Consider the following 16,799-nt stretch of genomic DNA (forward strand, 5'->3'; position numbering starts at 1 on the left):
TTAATCTTCAAACTCTTCCTTGAGGATGCGAACGACTTCCTTAACGGTTTCCTCTTCCAAATCGGTTCGCTTCACCAAATCATTTACATCTTGCTCCAAAACGCTGCGCGCGGTATCCAATCCAATCTTTTTGAATTCATCAATCACCCAGCCTTCTATCTCATCGGAGAATTCTGTCAATTCCACATCTTCCTCCACACCTTCACGGAACACATCAATCTCATAGCCAGTCAATTGACCCGCCAATCGGATATTATGGCCACCTCTTCCAATAGCCTTGGAAACCTCCTCTGGCTTTAGGTAGACCTGAGCCGTTTTTTTCTCATCATTGAGTTTAACGGAAGACACCCTTGCAGGGCTCAATGCTCTTGTCACCATTAATTGCGAATTGTTGGTCCAATTGATGACATCGATATTTTCATTGCCCAATTCACGGACAATACCATGGATTCGAGATCCTTTCATACCCACACAGGCACCAACAGGATCAATTCTATCATCATAGGAATCCACGGCAACTTTTGCTTTTTCACCAGGGATACGAACCGCTTTTTTGATGGTTATCAAACCATCGAACACTTCAGGGATTTCTTGGAAGAACAATTGCTCCAAGAAAATAGGCGAAGTCCTCGACATGATGATGGTGGGTTTATTTCCTTTTAACTCCACACTCTCAATGATTCCCCTAACGTTATCTCCCTTTCGGAAAAAATCAGATGGAATCTGCTTTTCCTTTGGAAGAATGATTTCGTTCCCTTCATCATCCAACAAAATGATGGCCTTGTGACGGATGTGATGTACCTCAGCAGTATAAATCTCACCCTCCAAGTCTTTAAATTGCTTGTAGATGGTAGTATTGTCGTGCTCATGGATCTTGGAAATAAGGTTTTGACGCAACGCCAAAATAGCTCTCCTTCCCAAATCTATCAATTTCACTTCTTCGGAAACATCTTCCCCAACCTCAAAATCGGGCTCGATTTTTCTAGCTTCCGTAAGGGAGATTTCCTCGTTGGGATCTTCCACTTCACCGTCCTCTACCACAACTCGGTTTCTCCAAATCTCCAAATCCCCTTTATCTGGGTTGATGATGATATCAAAGTTATCATCGGAACCAAATTTTTTCTTGAGTGCATTTCGGAACACATCTTCCAAAATGGCCATAAGGGTCACCCTGTCAATAAACTTATCGTCCTTAAACTCTGAAAAGGATTCGATGAGCGCTAGGTTTTCCATTTTTTAACTACAATTAAAATTTTAAAATAACTTTTGCTTCTTGTATGTCAGAAAATACAATCTCCTGTTTTTTCTGTACAGTAACCTTTCCTTTACCCACCGGCTTGGGCTCGCGGGCCTTCCATTCCAAGGTAATACTATTTTCCGAGGTCTGGATCAAGGTTCCTTCCAATTCTTCGGCCCCAGTCCTGACCTTAATCTTTCTTCCAATATTTTTTTTGTACTGACGCGGCAATCTTAATGGAGAAGTGGCACCTGCCGAGGTAACTTCCAAAGAAAAATCTTCTTCTTCCCGATCCAAATTGTGTTCAATGGCACGGCTGATGTTCATGCAATCCTGAAGATCGACCCCTTGATCACCATCCAAAACCACCCTAATGGTGTTGTCCCCACCAACAGTAAAATCAATCAAAAACAAAGAAGGATACTCTTCCAGAGCTTTATCCAACAACGATTTCACTTTCTCCTTAAACATAAAATCAAGTAATAAAAGAGGGGACCCAAAGTCCCCTCATGAATACTTTTATATCCGTTCAGCGGTGCAAATATACGATAATTTCATCAGTATGTGCAACCTAAGGCCAACAAAACCGTTTTCCCTCTTCAATCTTAAACCAAAATGCCCCCAAAAGGCCCAATTCAATACTAGACATCCATATTCTTCCATTTCACAACAAATATTTTCATCAGCGTACACTACAGTTAGCTTTGCATCCTCAAAAATAGTGATAATGGGCTCATTTTATGGTGATAAGCAGATAATGCAAAGAACATCAATGCTACGTTGCCTTTTTTTATTTCTCTTTCTACTGGGAGTCACCCCTATTTTTTCACAAACCACACTTTGGAGCGAGAATTTCACTTATGATAACAACACCCAAAGTGGCACGGCAACAGGACCTTCTGCCTCAGATTGGAACACAGACCGAGGCAATAGACTATCCGTCAGAAATAATACCTTAAGAGGTAGAAACCTGGATTCCCAAGGCACTTGGCAAACCGACCCCATTGACATAACCGGATACGATTTTATAAGTTTCAGCATGGATACTTGGGTGGACGATGAAGATGAAATGGACAATGGCAATGACTATTTTATTGGAACGTACCGCATTGATGGAGGCTCGTGGCAGCAGTTTGTAAATGTCTCTGGATCTGATTCCGACCCACTGGACCCATCCTACACCGTAAACCTATCCACAACTGGGAATTCCACACTTGAAATCAGGGTACAAATGCTTAACCATGACAACGATGAACAATATTTCATTGATGATGTGGAGGTTGTAGGATATTCCGGAATATGTAATGGCGAGATTGACTTTGAATTTTATGATAGTGTTCCTTCTGGGTATACCACAGACAACATTCCAACCACAGGAGCCCTAGGCACCGGTGTGTTCTCCAGTTTTGACGTGGATGCCCTCCAAAATCAGGAAGACCCTGGTGATGCTGAAAGTTTCAGTATCAGGTACTCAGGATACATCCAGATCAACACGGCAGGCTCCTACACTTTTTACACCTCATCCGATGATGGATCAAAATTATTTATTGATGGAACCCAAGTTGTGGATAACGATGGTCTACACGGCACACAGGAAAGATCAGGCTCAATATCCCTCACTGCAGGCTTGCACGACATAACTGTCCTATTCTTTGAAAACGGCGGTGGGGAGACCTTGAATGTTCAATACCAAGGACCGTCCATATCCAAGCAGAACGTCCCCTTTTCCATATTGTATTCAAACTGCAGTATTGCCATAGCAGATCTAGATGGCGATGGCATTGAAGACAGTGTTGATCTAGACGATGACAACGACGGGATATTGGATACGGATGAATGTGGCGGATTGAGTGGAAACTATGCCATATCAGCCACCAATATCAGACACTTTAGCAATGACTCCAACGCCCAAGGAAATCCCGGGACATCGTATGCCGCCAACTCTGCCACCACATATCCTGGAGCAAGCTCCATTCTACTTTTTCAATTCCCAAATGCATTGCCCACAGGCACCAGTGTAAGTGTATTTTTAGGGGCAGACCCCGCAGTGACCGATACGGATATGCAATTGCAACGTTCTGATGCCGCAGGAAATAGCAATGGCTGGATTGCCAATGCCGACAATACAGCACCGGGCTCTATAAGGGAAGTAACCTTTACCGTAAGTGGAAGCCCCTTAGAGTATCTCCGTATTGAGGCCTACCAAATTGGAGCAAGAATCTACGGTGCCAGTTATGGTGGTTCCGTGGACTGTACCACAATAGACACTGATGGTGATGGCATCCCCAATTACCAAGATCTTGATAGCGACGGTGACGGTATTCCTGATAACGTGGAGGCCCAAACCTCTTTGGGATATACGGGCCCCACAGGTAGTGATTCAGATAATGATGGCTTGGACAATGCCTATGAAAGCAGTGGTATTTCGTATATAGATTCCGATGGTGATGGCACCCCGGATTTTTTGGACACGGACAGCGATAATGATGGAACAAACGACACAACTGAAGCCGCCCTCACCCTAGCCGGTACAGATAGCGACAATGATGGCTTGGATGACAACATAGACACCTCAACCGGTTATAGTGACCCGGGTGGAACCATTGATAATCCTACCACAACCAGTGGGGGCAGTATTTCCTTACCAGATTCTGATGGGGATGCTGCATCCGGTGGTGATTTGGATTTCAGGGACGATACCAATGATGGCAACCAACCACCATCCATTTCAGCAACTGGAGATCAAATATTCTGTCCCGGAAGCACCATTGCCATTGTTGAGAGTGTATCCATCTCAGACCCGGATGACACAACCCTGGATGCCGTTTATATCCAAATCACATCGAACTACGACAACACAGGAGACCTATTGACCTTAACGGGAACACACCCCAATATTTCCTCTAGTTGGGACGTTTCTGAAGGAAGATTGACATTGACCGGTCCTACAACCTTGGCAGAGTTTGAAGCTGCCATTGGCTCCGTGGTCTTTCAAACAACAGGAACAGTTACGTCTGGCGATACCCGGACGTTCTCCATAGTACTCAATGAAGCCAATTACCTTGCTTCAACCGGTCACTATTATGAGTATGTGCCCGCGTTGGGCATCACATGGACCTCGGCTAGGGATGCTGCCGCTCTACGTACATTTTATGGTCTTCAAGGCTATTTGGCCACCATCTCCATTCAAGATGAGTCAGACCTTTTGGGGTCACAAGCTCCCGGAGCAGGATGGATCGGGGCCAGTGATGCTGCCTTGGAAGGCGATTGGTACTGGGTAACTGGTCCTGAAGCCGGAACCTTGTTCTGGAGAGGAGGTGCTTCAGGAACTGCCTTTGCCTACGAATTTTGGAACGGCGGGGAACCAAACAATTCAGGCGACGAGGATTATGCGCATATTACTGCTCCAGGGGTCGGTTTGCCGGGATCATGGAACGACCTTTCAAACACGGGTGCTGCCAGTGGGGATTATCAGCCAAAAGGTTATTTAGTGGAATATGGCGGCATGCCTGGAGACCCACCCTATCCTAACCTTGCGGCCACCACAACCATTACGGTTGACAATGTAGCCCCAACCGCCAGTAATCCTGCACCCCTAACGGTATATTGTACAGATGATGTACCCACACCAGATATTACAGCCGTAAATGATGAAGCTGATAATTGCGACCCCAGTCCTACAGTAACATTCATAAGCGATATAAGTGATGGTGGCACCAACCCTGAAATTATAACACGCACCTACAGAATAACCGATGCATCTGGAAACACCTTGGATGTCCAACAGACCATCACAGTATCCCCATATGCCATTTCAAGTCAACCCACCGACCAAAATAGCATTGCAGGCAACAATGTCAATTTTTCAGTTACCGCCAGCAATGTGGATACATACCAATGGGAAGTAAGCACCGATGGGGGCAGTAATTTTGTACCCCTAACAGATGGTTCGGAATATACTGGTACCCAAACGGCGAATCTTTCAGTGATTGCAGCCGGCACAGACAAAAATGGCTATATTTTCCGCGTATTGGTTTCCAACTCCTCGGGATCTTGCAGTACCCTGACCTCGGACGAAGCCACCCTGACCGTAAAAGTAGGGACCGTAATCACCAATAGAAGGGTTACTTACAGGGTAAACAAGAATTGACCTAGCACTTAAGCCACTGCATATTGAACCACGCCCTTGGCCAAAATCCAAGCGCTTTTTTCATACCAAATTCCTGTTACCTTTACAGCATGAGGTTTTTTCAAAATCCGAAGACTGTATACTATATTAAGCGGATTCTTCCTTTTGGAATCATTTGGCTGGTGCTCAGTTGGTTTATTTTACTCATTGAGTCCATGGCCACCGAATACAAAAACGTACGCCCTGAAACGGACATAACGGTTACGTGGGATGTTTTCCTATTCGCATCCCTTGCAGTCTTTGTAGTAGGTTTGGCCGTAGGGACCTTAGAGGTCTTTTGGTTGGGCAAATTGTTCAAGTCCAAAGGTTTTGGACAAAAAATCCTCTACAAAATGGGATTTTATCTTCTGTTCATGTTGGCCATTAACCTAATTGCCTATCCTATTGCGGCCAGTATAGAGTTAAAAACTTCGCTTTGGGATTCTGAGGTATGGCAAAAGTTTTCAAACTATAGTACCAGCCCTACTTTTTTGAGCACCATGGCATCCTTGGCTTTTAGCATTTTTGTCTCTTTGCTCTATTCTGGCATCAGTGAACATTTGGGACATGATGTCTTGCTCAACTTTTTCTCGGGGAAATATCATCGCCCCAAAGAAGAGTCCCGCATTTTTATGTTCTTGGACATGAGATCTTCTACATCGTTGGCAGAGCAATTGGGACATAAACAGTACTTCCGTTTCTTAAGGGATTACTACAACCAACTTTCCAACGCAATCATAAAGCATAATGGCGAAGTGTACCAATATATAGGGGATGAAATTGTAATCACTTGGAAGCAAGACAAGGGGCTATCTAAGCAAAACTGTGTACGGTGTTTTTATGCCATGAAGGACAATCTTAACAAAAAATCAGCTTTTTTTATAAAAACCTATGGTGTGGTTCCTTCGTTTAGGGCTGGGTTACATGTGGGTAAGGTAACAACAGGGGAAATTGGCGCGCTGAAAAAAGAAATATTTTTTACAGGAGATGTTCTTAATGTTACCGCCAGAATACAAAAGCTGTGCAAGTCCCTTGATCAAGAACTTCTCATTTCCGGAGAATTAAAAAAGTTATTGGAGCCATCAACCCCGTTTGGGTTTGAAAGCCTGGGAACCATGGATTTGGAAGGCAGGAAAACCCAAGCATCACTTTATGCCGTAAAACATTTCGGTTAGACACTTCAATTGTATTCACATTTCAAAAAACTTGAACCGACTCAAATCCTCTTGTCCTGGAAAACTCACAATGTTCAAAATAAAAAAGCCTCCCAAAGTATTACACTTGGGAGGCTTTCTGTTGGCCTACTAGGACTCGAACCTAGAATGACTGAACCAAAATCAGTAGTGTTGCCAATTACACCATAGGCCAGTACCAAAATTTTGCTGAACTTGATTCAGCTTTTGAGCGTGCAAATTTATAACAAACTTTGGTTTCAACAAATATTTTAGCAAGATTAGCTGCTATTTTTCCGCACTATCCTGTTAAAGCTTTTCCAAAAATGGCCAATCGTCTCTTCTATATTTACTAAATTCGCCACAACTTGGTTAACCACCATCCAATATGTTTGCAAAAGACTTCAAAAAATGGGACACCATCCTTGGATGGACTTCCTTCGCCATAGCCTTTATTGTTTATGCCCTGACCGTTGAACCTACAGGAAGTTTTTGGGACGCAGGGGAATACATTTCCACTTCGGCAAAATTACAGGTGGGCCACCCTCCTGGAGCACCACTTTTACAAATGATAGGTGCTTTTTTTGCCATGTTTGCCTTTGGGGACACTTCAAAGATTGCATTAATGATCAATGCCGTATCCATAGTTTCCAGTGCTTTTACAGTATTGTTCACGTTTTGGACCATAACCAATTTAGTCAGGAAGCTTATTGTAAAGAACAAATCCATTGGCAATAGTCAGGCCATAGCTGTTTTAGGCAGTGGTCTTGTAGGTGCTTTGGCCTTTACATTTTCAGACAGTTTCTGGTTCAATGCCGTAGAGACCGAAGTTTACGCCATGGCAAGCTTGATCATGGCCTTATTGCTATGGCTGGGATTAAAATGGACCGACAATTTGGATGACCCGAGAGGTCATCGTTGGTTACTACTGATTTGCTTTTTGATCGGACTTACCTTCGGAATCCAGTTTATGGGCTTTTTGGCCATTCCATCCATAGGATTGCTTTATTATTTTAAAAAGTATAAGCAAACCAACGTTAAGAATTTTTTGCTGGCCAATATTGCCGTGGTGACTATTTTGATCTTGGTCTATAAATTCTCCCTTACCTATGTTTTAAAGCTTTTTGGTTGGAGCGAAGTCTTCTTTATCAACGAAGTGGGGCTGCCCTTTAACTCGGGAACAATCATAATGGGATTGATTTTTATCGCTGCTTTCTATTTTGGACTGAGCTATACCCGAAAACACCATTTTTATACAGGCAACATCATTGTATTGTGCCTCATGTTTGTTTTACTTGGATTTTCTTCTTGGTTGATGTTGCCCATTCGAGCCAATGCAAAGACCGTGGTAAATGAGAACAACCCTGCTGATGCCCGGGCACTGTTGGCCTATTATAATCGTGAGCAATATCCCGGTGTGGAAAGTCCATTTTATGGAGCGTATTACTCAGATGCATTTGCCCCGGCTGGAGAAGACAAGGACGAAAGTCCCAAATATGAAAAAGATTTACAACTAGGTAAGTACGTTATTGTAAACCATTACAAAGGTGCCCTTCAAGGACCCAACGCAAAACATGTGGGATTCCTTCCCAGAATGTGGAGTGCCCAACACGCAGAGAATTACATGCGCTACTTTGGCGCCCTGGACTTCCGTATCAAGTCCGAATACATTTCCAACAATGACCTTAGGGAAGCCGTAAACCAATTTAAGACTGCCTATTCGCAAGGGGAGCTGGATACTGAACAATACATTCGGTTTTTACGCGAGTTTGGTGAGTACATTGAAGTAGAGCCACCTACTCTTGGCCAAAACCTGCGATATCTTTTTGAGTTCCAGTTTGGGTATATGTACATGCGCTATTTTATGTGGAATTTTGTAGGTAAACAAAACGATGTCCAAGGCAGATATGATGAAAATGGGCATTGGCTCAGTGGCATTGGCTTTTTGGACAGCATGCAATTGGGAAGCCAAGAAAACCTACCCACTGAATGGAAAAACAATAAAGGCAGAAACACCTATTTCTTCCTCCCGCTACTTTTGGGAATCATTGGGATTGTTTTCCTTGTTTCTAGAAACCCAAAGTACTTTTGGGTATTGTTTGTCTTCTTCATATTTACCGGACTGGCCATTCAGTTCTACACCAATCCCTATATTTTTCAGCCTAGGGAAAGGGACTATTCTTTAGTGGGGTCTTTTTACATTTTCTGTATTTGGATAGGAATAGGGGTCTATGGTCTATTTGAAGAATTCAAGAAACTGTTGTCTGCCAAGATAGCAGCTCCGTTGATTACCACACTTTGTATTTTGGCTGTTCCTCTTTTGATGGCGTTTGAAAACTGGGACGACCATGACCGTTCTGGACGTTACACAGCCCAATCCACTGCAAAAGCGTATTTAGATAGCTGTCAAGAGGATGCTGGGGGTATTTTGTTCACTATTGGCGATAATGATACTTTTCCACTTTGGTACGTACAGGAAATAGAGCAGTACCGTACCGATGTTCGAGTTGTGAACACCAGCCTATTTGCCACCGATTGGTACATAGACCAAATGAAACGAAAAGCCTATGAGAGCGATCCTATTCCTTCTCAACTAACCCATGACAAATACCGTTATGGTACACGGGATGCCATCTACTATCAAAATGTAACGGATAATCGGTGGAGCATCAAGGACTTTATGAATTGGGTGGGCAGCGATAAGCCGCAAACCAAGTACAGGCATATTATGGAAAGTAGGGGTGCGGATATCAGCCAATATCCTGAGAGCACATTGGACATTGTCTATTATCCTACGAACAAAATCCGCATCCCCGTAAATAAAAAGAATGTTTTGGAAAGCGGTCTTGTAAAAGAAAAGGACTCTGCTTTGATATTGGATTACATTGATATAGATCTGCCGCAAAGCGCCCTTCCAAAAAACAGAATCTTAATGCTTGATCTCATTGCGAACAATGACTGGAAACGTCCCATATACTTTTCAGGAGGTAGCTTTGATAGTGCAGAATATATCTGGATGAAAGATTATCTTCAATTGGATGGACTGGTCTATAAATTGGTCCCCATTAAAACCGAGAGTAGAAACTCTTTTGAAATGGGAAGGATAGATAGCGACCTCATGTTTGACATCGTTAAAAAATGGGATTGGGGAAATTCTGGAAGCGACAAGATTTACCATGACCCGCAAACCCGTTCCCAAGGCCTATCCTTTAGGGGCAATTTGGCTAGATTGATGGAGACCCTGATTGCGGAAAACAAAATAGACAAGGCTCGTGAAGTAATTGAGCTTACCATGACCAATATGCCTGTAGACAAATACGGTTTCTACGCATTTGTGGAACCTTTTGTGGATGGCTACTACAAAGTGGGCGATACGGAGAAAGCCAGGGCATTATTTGAAAAGTTGAAAAAGATTTATCAAGAACGTCTGGAATACTATGCAGGAGCACCTTTGGATGAGCAGTATGATAGGATTGAAGACATCTTGGCCGACATGCAGGCGTACAGAAGAAACATTGACATTCTTATCGAGAACAAGGATAGGGAATTGGCCGAATCAGAAACCTTGATTTTCAATGATTATATTGACAAATTCTCACAGTTTATGGGTGATGAAGAAGATGCTTTTGAGGAACCTGCCATGGAAACCAACCCCGACTTGGAAGACTCTATTTCCCTAGACACCATAGAAGCTATTGAAGATACCGCAGCAGTGGAACAACCATAAAAAAAAGCGAGGTAAAAACCTCGCTTAAATATATTCGTTCAGTATGCCGATGAGCGTATTGGCGTCTTGTTCGCCGCTCTGTCGCCAGACCATTTCTCCTTTTTTGTAAATCATCAACGTGGGCAATCCCTTTATTCGTAAGGCTTGCGACAATTCCTTGTTTTTGTCCACATCAATTTTTATTACCTTTCCCTTGTCGCCGAGGGCTGCAGCCACATCGCGTAGAACTGGGTGCATGGAAGTGGATTGTTCGTTCCACTCTGCATAAAAGTCCAACAACACTGGGACCTTTAAATCTATGAGTTCACCAAATTTAGACATATGTATTCTCTGGTTTACTAGCCAAAAGTAAGAAAAATTGTTAAAGTTTTACATCAAGTCAACGCTTTAGGACATTGACGCTCGTTAAATTCACGTTAAACATTTCTCTTGAACATGATTGGTTTGGGCAATCCGCTATTCAAAAGCGTAAAATCGCACCCAATCGATTTCCATCTCAACAGGCAATTCCGATGCATCTACCTTCCCCACCCAACTACCGCCTAACTGCATATCCAATAAAAGATAATGGTCACCATCCGCATACGGAAACTGTTCCGACTTGTCCGTTTCAATCCTTGGATAAGCAAATGTTCTTTTATGGTTGACATAGAACACTACACTATCCTGATATTTTTCAACAGCGTATACATTAAATCCATCTTTGTTGATGGGAGCTGTTCCATAGTGCTTGGGATTATCCTTGATTTTTAAATCAATGGTATAGGTGGAATGAACGGTTTGGCAGACCATATCATCATGGTTTAGGTGTTCCATAATGTCAATTTCCCCTCCCCCGGGGTATTTCTTTCCTTGCCCAAGCATCCAAAATGCAGGCCATGCACCAGTGGCGCTATTTAGCTTTGCCCTTATTTCCAAACGACCCAAACCAAATCCTACTTTGTCCTTGGTATACACTCCGCCAGTAAGATACTTCGCGGTATCACTAGGCACCGATGTATTGTTGATTCCCCTGAGGACCAATTTACCATCCCGCAGGGCATAGCAACTATCATAATCGCTCATACGACGATTCCAGTCTGCTCCTCCTCTGGGAATTTTAGACCATCTTGTGGTGTCCAATCCATTTGAACCATCAAAATTTTCGACCCAATCGGGTGCATTTTCTTGGGGAGTCCATTCGCTCCAAGACAAGGCCACACAAGCCATCAACAATACAATGGATATCATTTTTGTCATTCGCACTACTGAAATTTTATTGGCATTATTTCACCTCGATATATGTTCGTGCCAAAAGTGGTTCGCCACTTGGAGTGACACCATCCAACACAATTTGATAGGTACCCGCGGCATCAGCTGTGTTAAAGGAAATCGTCGTTTCAGGCTTGTCCAAAACTACGTCTGGATTCCAAAACAGTACATCTGCCTTCTTGGTTTTATTTTTCTCGGAAGTATTTTGGCCCGCTTGCACCAATCCTGGATGCTTAAAGCTAAGAATGGCGATTTTGGTTTTCTTTTCGGTTTGTTTTTGAACACCGGTTTTGGTGTAGATGGCCACTATGCCATTACCTGCCCGCGCTCCATAAATGGCCGTTCTGGGCCCTTTAACAATGTCTATAAAATCGATTTCATGGAGACTCAGTCCCAAGACCGCCGAGCTATCCGTAGGCATGTTGTCAATCAAAATCAACGCTTGATTGTTCCCTTTTAAAGAACTATTTCCCCGCAGATATATTGCATTACCACGAATTGAAACCCCAGGCAACCTCCCTTGCAAGACATTGAGCAAACTCCCACTTCCAATAAGGGTTTTAGGAACCTCATCAAAGTCTACCGTATGCGAAGGATCCTTTATCAATAATCGACGCTTTGCATAATATTCTTTTTTCTTGGACTCATCTGATTCCACCTTTACTTCCTCAAGGATTATGGTATGGTCATCGGCATCCAAGGTGTAAATTTCCTTGCTATCGCCTTGGATGTTCCGCTTACCCTCGTTAAGGTTTAAGTTTGGGAACAATTCGTTCATTGCCTCACCCACAGCCACCTGCTGATGCCCCACATTGTCCAATGAAATGAAAACATCTGACGTTTGCTGTTCTTTACTTACTTTTTTATGACGACCCATGTTCAATTTTTTGGCTTGCAGGATAACCATGGTGGTATCAGGAAAATCCAGATTTCGGAACTCAAATCTTCCATTTTCATCGGTTTGAACCTGATCATAACCAATGGCATCGTCATTTTTATAGGAGAGGGACACCAAAGCCGGAACAGATTGGTGATCTACCGATTTTTTGATGGTTCCACTAAGGGTTACTCCTTTTTCCAAAACGGTTCTCTTTCCAGAAAAATGGGAAGATGTCCCCAATGAAGAACCATAGGTTCGAACATCTTTGGTCATCAGTAGTATATCCAAAAGCTGCTTGGCCTCGTCATCTTGAAAATCCAAATTTTGTGAGGCTGGGGCACTTGGTTCATCCACCTTAATGACCGAAAGAGAAGCCCTTCCCCTACCTTCATCAATGGAAGGGGCTAGATGAATGCGCAGACTCACCTTCTCTTGCTGCCCGAATTCCGATTTGGAGGGTAGCAACTGCACTTTGGAAACAGTTTCTTCCTGTTTATGAAACACCAAGCGCTGACTGATCATTTCGCCCAAATTGTTGAAAAGGGCAAGCTGCACAACCCCATGTTGCAAATCTTCTTTGGGCAGGGTAACAATGGCCCCTGACTCCTGACCATTTAAATTGGAATGTAGGATTGTCCCTTGTCGCTGCTCCGCAACAAATAAAAAACCATCGATACCCCGGCGAAAGGTAGAACTTATATTAATTTGAAAACGGTTTGGATGCTCTATTACTTGCATTACCACTCCCTCGGCATTGCTTCTGGGCAACTCAAACTCATGGAATCTTCCTTTGTGATGGATGAATGCTTTATAGGCGATACCATTTCGGGGCAACAATTGAAACTTGCCTACCCCCAGTTTGGTGGTGGCGATATCGCGCACTTTAATGTTATTGCCCTCTCTAATTTCTCCGGACACTTCCAATCCAACACCATTGGCATCCATAACCTTAAAAGCAATTTGGTTGAGGTGTCCGTTAACAAGCTGCCCGCCCTCGGGAAAAAATGCCACATAAAATGGGCTTTCCAACACCGGCGTAGTTGTAGCCCTCGCAACCTTTGTGCTGTCCGAGAGGGAACCGTCCAACGTAAGGTATCCAAATTCAAAAATAGATGGGTTTGCTGGATTCCCATATCCATAGAAAAAGGGGCTGCCCAGCAACAGCAGCATTACGAAAAGTGTTCTGAGTATCATAGCGAGATTTTTTTTTAATGCCCTGAAACAATGGCTATTATCTCAAATATACAAATTGATTCGCTAGTATAAAAGTCCGCAAACCTAGCGATACTGAAGAATCACATTTCTGACTGGACTCGTTTTAGGCCACACCTCTTTTCTTCAAGGTAATCACGGTAATTTCTGGCCAGATACCAAATCTACCAGGGTAGCCAATAAACCCAAAACCACGGTTAACATTGATGAACTGCCCCATTTCTTTGTACAGTCCCGCCCAATACTTATACCTCCATTTAACAGGGCTCCACTTTACCCAACCGGGAATTTCAACCCCAAACTGCATCCCATGGGTGTGCCCACTTAGCGTTAAATGATAATGGTAATCATCCTGCAGAGCCACATCTTCCCAATGCGATGGATCATGGCTCAACAATATCTTAAAGTCATCACTAGCAATACCTTCTTTGGCTTTTTGAAGATCACCGGCCTTCTTAAATCCACCACGGCCCCAGTTCTCAACACCCAATAAGGCAATCTTCTGCCCATTTTTTTCCAAAAATCGATTTGAGTTTAAGATAAGGTCAAATCCCATTTCCTTTTGGAAAGTCTTAAGATCTTCCAAGTTTTGGGCTTTCGCTGCTTCTGAATCCCAAGAAGTATAATCGCCATAATCATGGTTGCCCAAGACTGAAAACTTACCATCCTTGGCTTCCAACCGGGAGAATACATCTTTCCAAGGAATCATTTCTGATGCCTTATCGTTCACCAAATCCCCTGTAAAGAAAATAACATCACTTTTCTGCTCATTGATCAGGTCAATCCCATAGGCCACTTTTTTGGCATCATCAAAACTACCGCTGTGCACATCGGATATTTGTGTGATTTGATACCCATCAAAGGATTCAGGCAAATCATCAAATTCCATTTCATATTTCAGGACCTGATAGTTGTACTTTCCCCTATACATTCCATACAGCATGGCACCAAAAGGTATAGCGGCCAAGCCTAGGGCCAAACCACTCAGAAACTTTCGTCTGGATGGAAAATAACCGGTTTCAGTCGGAGTACCACCCACAATTTTGTTATAACCGAATGCTACAAGGCGAACTACATCCTCAAGCAACAGAAAAAACCCAAGTACCAATCCCAAAAGAAAAAACGCCATAAAAATACCAGCAGCTACAGCTATGGTCCCCCTAAATCCTTCACCCGGCACATAGGCAATCACCTTAATGGCCAAGAACAACAAAGCTCCAAGAAATAGGATTCCGTAGGCCCAATGCATCCAAGGACTTTTAAATAAGGTCCTAAAGGCCTGAAAGCCATAGATGGCCAAAACAACGTACAGAATTCCTATGATGATAAGACGAGACATGCGATTTCTTTTTGCAAAACTATTGCTAAACTTCTAAAAAATAGGGTTTTTGGATTTATTTAACGGCTTGAACAATACGACGAACAACTACCTCATTTGTTACCGCCACCTCATCCTCTGCTAAATGTTTAGAAGAATTCATACTGATTTTCCCAGCAACATCTGCTGAATTTCCAAAAGAAGTTCCCGAACAATGTATCGCGCTCAGACCTATTGATTTAAACATTGGGGCATTCTGTGGTGCCACACCACCCCCGGCCATGATGGTCATCGAAGTTTGTTGCTGCCATGCTTCAAGATGGTTGATACCTTTTTCGGCCGATGTTTCTCCTCCCGAGGTCAAAACGGTATCCACGCCCATGGCCTCCAATTCAGTCAAAGCCACAAGCGGATTGGGTATCCATTCAAAGGCACGGTGAAACGTAAAATGTAGCGGTTTGGCCAAGGTGACCAGTTCCCGGGTCCGTTCCACATCCAAAGTACCATCTTTCAAAAGCACCCCGGATACAATACCCTGAACTCCCATTTTTTTGCATTGTACAATATCCGCTTTCATCACCTCAAACTCAGCATCGGAATAGGTAAAATGGGCACTACGGGGACGGATGAGCACATGGATGGGTATCTGTAGATTTTGTTTGACCAGCTCAAGTAAACCATGGGATGGGGTCACCCCACCAACCCCCAGTTCCGAACATAATTCAATACGGTCCGCCCCCGCTTTTTGGGCATTCAATGCCGATTCCAACGAATTGGCACAAACTTCTACAAGCATATTCCTATCTTTAAAACCTAAAAATAAACAACCCTTCAATGCAAAGACGAAAATTCCTTAAAAATTCAAGCCTTACCACTGCAGGATTGCTGTCAGTTCCCGTATTGGCCTCATGCAAAGATGAAAATAAGGCCCCCGAAACCGTTCCTCCCATCCAAGCCGTAAAACCCATTGCGGTATGCACCTGGAACTTTGGCAATGCCACCGCCAAAGCCTGGGAAGTATTGAACAGCGGAGGCTCCGCTTTGGATGCTGTGGAACAGGGTGTCATGATAGAAGAAGCCGATGTGACTAACGAAACGGTTGGAAAAGGGGGGCGCCCTGATCGTGACGGCAACGTAACCTTGGATGCCTGTATCATGGACAAGGACGGCAATTGCGGTTCCGTGGTCTACCTTCAGAACATCACACATCCCATTTCCGTGGCCCGAAAAGTGATGGAGGAAACCCCCCATATTATATTAGCGGGCAAGGGTGCCGAAAAGTTCGCCTACGAACAAGGTTTCAAAAAAGAGGATCTGCTCACCGAAAGTACCCGGAAACAATATCAGGAATGGCTCAAGACTTCAAAGTACGAGACCACCATCAATATAGAAAACCACGATACCATTGGCATGTTGGCCATTGATGCCAACGGGGACATAGCCGGGGCCTGTACCACCAGTGGAATGGCCTATAAAGTCGCTGGCCGTGTGGGCGACTCCCCCATTATCGGTGCCGGATTGTATGTGGACAATGAAGTGGGCGGTGCCACCGCCACCGGAGTTGGCGAAGAGGTGATCCGTACCGTGGGCAGTTTTTTGATCGTGGAATTGATGCGACAAGGCATGAGCCCCCAAGAAGCTTGCGAGGTGGGTGTAAAACGCATCATGAAAAAAAATGAGGGCCGCAAGGATTTCCAAATTGGGTTCCTGGCCATCAACAAGAATGGGGAAACAGGAGGCTATTGCGTACATCCTGGGTTCACCTATCGCGAGTATAGCGAAAACGGCCACGAGAACAGGCAGGTGAGCAGTTTTTATCAAAAGTCGTAGGAGA

11 protein-coding genes and 1 tRNA gene are annotated in these 16,799 nt (G+C 43.8%); 4 read left to right on the forward strand and 8 right to left on the reverse strand.

The genetic code is table 11. The features are described 5' to 3' along the window. Together nusA and rimP are read right to left on the reverse strand one after the other, a co-directional pair. Window positions 1–1,233 (reverse strand): transcription termination factor NusA, encoded by a 1,233-nt coding sequence (gene nusA, locus ACP14V_RS13725; RefSeq protein ID WP_136566701.1) that lies wholly within the window; start codon window positions 1,231–1,233, stop codon window positions 1–3. A 13-nt stretch (window positions 1,234–1,246) separates the two neighbouring features. Further along, window positions 1,247–1,708, reverse strand: coding sequence for a ribosome assembly cofactor RimP (rimP, locus tag ACP14V_RS13730; RefSeq protein ID WP_272608587.1), 462 nt, complete (start codon window positions 1,706–1,708; stop codon window positions 1,247–1,249). A gap of 256 nt (window positions 1,709–1,964) precedes the next feature. Between rimP and ACP14V_RS13735 the strand changes: the two genes are divergently transcribed. Further along, entirely contained in the window at window positions 1,965–5,387 is a 3,423-nt protein-coding gene (locus tag ACP14V_RS13735) for a PA14 domain-containing protein (RefSeq protein WP_272608588.1), read from the forward strand. A gap of 89 nt (window positions 5,388–5,476) precedes the next feature. Next, window positions 5,477–6,580: an adenylate/guanylate cyclase domain-containing protein gene (locus ACP14V_RS13740; RefSeq protein ID WP_272608589.1), complete on the forward strand. Its 1,104-nt coding sequence runs from the start codon at window positions 5,477–5,479 to the stop codon at window positions 6,578–6,580. A gap of 121 nt (window positions 6,581–6,701) precedes the next feature. Here ACP14V_RS13740 and ACP14V_RS13745 read toward each other — a convergent pair. Then, a tRNA-Gln gene (locus ACP14V_RS13745) sits at window positions 6,702–6,773 on the reverse strand. Between the two features lie 192 nt (window positions 6,774–6,965). Between ACP14V_RS13745 and ACP14V_RS13750 the strand changes: the two genes are divergently transcribed. Next, entirely contained in the window at window positions 6,966–10,304 is a 3,339-nt protein-coding gene (locus ACP14V_RS13750) for a glycosyltransferase family 117 protein (RefSeq protein WP_272608590.1), read from the forward strand. Between the two features lie 24 nt (window positions 10,305–10,328). On the opposite strand, the gene ACP14V_RS13755 is transcribed toward ACP14V_RS13750, so the two are convergent. The 5 genes from ACP14V_RS13755 to ACP14V_RS13775 all read right to left on the reverse strand — a co-directional run bounded on the left by ACP14V_RS13755 (window position 10,329) and on the right by ACP14V_RS13775 (window position 15,761). Further along, a complete protein-coding gene (locus ACP14V_RS13755) occupies window positions 10,329–10,625 on the reverse strand; it encodes a thioredoxin family protein (RefSeq protein WP_036382448.1) in 297 nt (98 codons plus the stop codon). 135 nt (window positions 10,626–10,760) lie between these two features. Further along, the gene (locus ACP14V_RS13760; RefSeq protein WP_272608591.1) at window positions 10,761–11,543 is read right to left on the reverse strand and encodes a glycoside hydrolase family 16 protein; all 783 of its coding nucleotides are present in this window, start codon (window positions 11,541–11,543) and stop codon (window positions 10,761–10,763) included. Between the two features lie 25 nt (window positions 11,544–11,568). Continuing rightward, window positions 11,569–13,629, reverse strand: coding sequence for a TonB-dependent receptor plug domain-containing protein (locus tag ACP14V_RS13765; protein ID WP_272608592.1), 2,061 nt, complete (start codon window positions 13,627–13,629; stop codon window positions 11,569–11,571). Between the two features lie 124 nt (window positions 13,630–13,753). Beyond that, window positions 13,754–14,986, reverse strand: a complete 1,233-nt coding sequence (locus ACP14V_RS13770) for a metallophosphoesterase (protein ID WP_272608593.1) — start codon at window positions 14,984–14,986, stop codon at window positions 13,754–13,756. Window positions 14,987–15,041: 55 nt separating this feature from the next. Beyond that, the gene (locus ACP14V_RS13775) at window positions 15,042–15,761 is read right to left on the reverse strand and encodes a copper homeostasis protein CutC (RefSeq protein WP_272608594.1); all 720 of its coding nucleotides are present in this window, start codon (window positions 15,759–15,761) and stop codon (window positions 15,042–15,044) included. Between the two features lie 38 nt (window positions 15,762–15,799). Here ACP14V_RS13775 and ACP14V_RS13780 point away from each other — a divergent pair, with 38 nt between their 5' ends. Beyond that, window positions 15,800–16,795: an isoaspartyl peptidase/L-asparaginase family protein gene (locus tag ACP14V_RS13780; protein WP_272608595.1), complete on the forward strand. Its 996-nt coding sequence runs from the start codon at window positions 15,800–15,802 to the stop codon at window positions 16,793–16,795. Window positions 16,796–16,799: the final 4 nt, after the last annotated feature.

Source organism: Flagellimonas alvinocaridis (genome assembly GCF_965248585.1).
GTDB lineage: Bacteria > Bacteroidota > Bacteroidia > Flavobacteriales > Flavobacteriaceae > Flagellimonas > Flagellimonas alvinocaridis.